This window comes from Chitinophaga silvatica, from assembly GCF_003419895.1.
GTDB lineage: Bacteria > Bacteroidota > Bacteroidia > Chitinophagales > Chitinophagaceae > Chitinophaga > Chitinophaga silvatica.
Genome location: NZ_QPMM01000023.1, coordinates 1 through 3,119, shown reverse-complemented (window position 1 = coordinate 3,119; position 3,119 = coordinate 1). Strand labels below are relative to the sequence as shown.

Below are 3,119 nucleotides of genomic sequence, written 5' to 3'. Positions count from 1 at the left end.
CAAAGTAGTGTTCAGATAGTAATATTTGAGTACAAAATATTTAAAGCGAATAAGGGCGCATGGTGGATGCCTAGGATCTAAGAGGCGATGAAGGACGTGGTAAGCTGCGATAAGCTACGGGGAGATGCAAACGATCGTTACATCCGTAGATTTCCGAATGGGACAACCCGGCACGCTGAAGGCGTGTCACTCGAAAGAGAGCCAACGCAGGGAACTGAAACATCTAAGTACCTGCAGGAAAAGAAAATAATTCAATGATTCCCTAAGTAGTGGCGAGCGAACAGGGAAGAGCCCAAACCGGATCGAAGCAATTCTATCCGGGGTTGTAGGACTACTTTTAGAAAGCTAAATCAAGTTGAATCATCTGGAAAGATGAGCCTTAGCAGGTGATAGCCCTGTAGACAGAAATTTTAGTGGACGTGTAGTATCCTGAGTAGCGCGGGACCGGAGGAATCCTGTGTGAAACTGCCAGCACCATCTGGTAAGGCTAAATACTCCTTAGATACCGATAGTGAACCAGTACCGTAAGGGAAAGGTGAAAAGTACTCCGAACAGGAGAGTGAAATAGTTCCTGAAACCGTGCGCTTACAAGCGGTCGGAGCCCGTAAGGGTGACGGCGTGCCTTTTGCATAATGAGCCTACGAGTTACTCCTCACTGGCGAGGTTAAGGTCTTCAGTACCGGAGCCGTAGCGAAAGCAAGTTCTAACAGAGCGAATTAGTCAGTGGGGGTAGACGCGAAACTTTGTGATCTATCCATGGGCAGGATGAAGGTTAGGTAAAACTAACTGGAGGTCCGAACTCATTAGCGTTGAAAAGCTATGGGATGACCTGTGGATAGGGGTGAAAGGCCAATCAAACTGAGAGATAGCTCGTTCTCCCCGAAATGTTTTTAGGAACAGCCTTGGATATAGACGTATTATAGAGGTAGAGCTACTAATTGGGCTAGGGGGCTTCACCGCCTACCAAACCCTAATAAACTCCGAATGCTATAATATAATCTCCAGGAGTGAGGCTGTGGGCGCTAAGGTCCATGGCCGAGAGGGAAATAACCCAGACTAACAGCTAAGGTCCCTAATCGTATGTTAAGTTGAACAAACGCGGTTCAAATCCTAAAACAGCCAGGATGTTGGCTTGGAAGCAGCCATTCATTTAAAGAGTGCGTAACAGCTCACTGGTCGAGGGTTTGGGCACGGAAAATAATCGGGCATCAAACATACAACCGAAGCTTTAGGCCTAGCGTAAGCTAGACGGTAGGGGAGCATTCTAAACTGCATCGAAGGTGTGTTGCGAGACATGCTGGAGCGTTTAGAAAAGAAAATGTAGGCATAAGTAACGATAAACAAGATGAAAAATCTTGTCGCCGAAAGACTAAGGGTTCCTGATCAACGCTAATCGGATCAGGGTTAGTCGGGTCCTTAGGCAAAGCCGAAAGGCGTAGCTGATGGCAAGTTGGTGAATATTCCAACACCTGCTTAAAATTCGATGGGGTAACGGAGTAGTGAAAGGACTGCGCACTTACGGAATAGTGCGTTAAAGGGAGTAGTTATATTTCTGGTAGGCAAATCCGCCAGGGATGATGAACCTGATAGTACGGCAAAGCTTCGGCAGCGCTGATAATGTCCCTAATCAGACTTCCAAGAAAAACCTCTAAGTTATGTTTTAAGCAGCCCGTACCGTAAACCGACACAGGTAGTCGAGATGAATATTCTCAGGCGCTCGAGTGATCCGTGGTAAAGGAACTAGGCAAATTGACGCTGTAACTTCGGGATAAGGCGTACCACAGTGATGTGGTCTCAGTAAAATGGTACAACCAACTGTTTAACAAAAACACAGGGCCCTGCAAAATCGAAAGATGACGTATAGAGCCTGATACCTGCCCGGTGCTGGAAGGTTAAGGAAGGATGTTCGGAGCAATCCAAAGCTTCTGACTGAAGCCCCAGTAAACGGCGGCCGTAACTATAACGGTCCTAAGGTAGCGAAATTCCTTGTCGGGTAAGTTCCGACCTGCACGAATGGTCTAATGAGTTGTACACTGTCTCTACCACGAGCTCGGTGAAATTGTAGTATCGGTGAAGATGCCGGTTAATCGCAACGGGACGGAAAGACCCCGTGAACCTTCACTACAACTTAACATTGATTTTGAATGCCAGATGTGTAGGATAGTTGGGAGACTATGAAGCAGCTTCGCCAGGAGTTGTGGAGTCATCGTTGAAATACCAACCTTCTGTTATTTAGAGTCTAACCCGGGAGACCGGGGACATTGTTTGGTGGGTAGTTTGACTGGGGTGGTCGCCTCCTAAAAGGTAACGGAGGCTCGCAAAGGTACCCTCAGTACGGTTGGTAATCGTACGCAGAGCGCATTAGTAAAAGGGTGCTTGACTGTGAGGCATACAAGCCGAGCAGGTGCGAAAGCAGGCTAAAGTGATCCGGTGGTTCTGTATGGAAGGGCCATCGCTCAAAGGATAAAAGGTACTCCGGGGATAACAGGCTGATCTCACCCAAGAGCTCATATCGACGGTGAGGTTTGGCACCTCGATGTCGGTTCGTCACATCCTGGGGCTGGAGAAGGTCCCAAGGGTTCGGCTGTTCGCCGATTAAAGTGGCACGTGAACTGGGTTCAGAACGTCGCAAGACAGTTCGGTCCCTATCTGTTGTGATCGTTAGTAAATTGAGAGGACATGACCTTAGTACGAGAGGACCGGGTCGTACGTACCGCTGGTGTATCTGTTGTGCCGCCAGGTGCAGTGCAGAGTAGCTATGTACGGATAGGATAAACGCTGAAAGCATCTAAGCGTGAAACCTGCTTCAAGATGAGTTTACTTTTAAGGGCCGTCGCAGACTACGACGTTGATAGGTTACAGGTATAAGGGTGGTAACATCCGAGCCGAGTAATACTAATTGCCCGTAAGCTTTAACTTTATTATTATGTTGATTCTGAACAATACTTTTTTCCCGATATGTTACCTTATTAGTTTGCTGTAATAGCAAAAAAGATCTTATGGTGGTTTTGCCGAGGGTGTTCACCTCTTCCCATTCCGAACAGAGAAGTTAAGCCCCTCATGGCCGATGGTACTGCACTATCATGCGGGAGAGTAGGTAGCTGCCATACTTATTAAAA

At 47.4% G+C, this 3,119-nt stretch carries 2 rRNA genes; both read left to right on the top strand.

Features of this window, described 5'->3' with window-relative positions:
- The first annotated feature begins 39 nt into the window (after positions 1 to 39).
- Positions 40 to 2,919, top strand: a 23S ribosomal RNA gene (locus DVR12_RS27455).
- Between the two features lie 79 nt (positions 2,920 to 2,998).
- Positions 2,999 to 3,110, top strand: a 5S ribosomal RNA gene (gene rrf, locus DVR12_RS27450).
- Positions 3,111 to 3,119 lie beyond the last annotated feature (9 nt).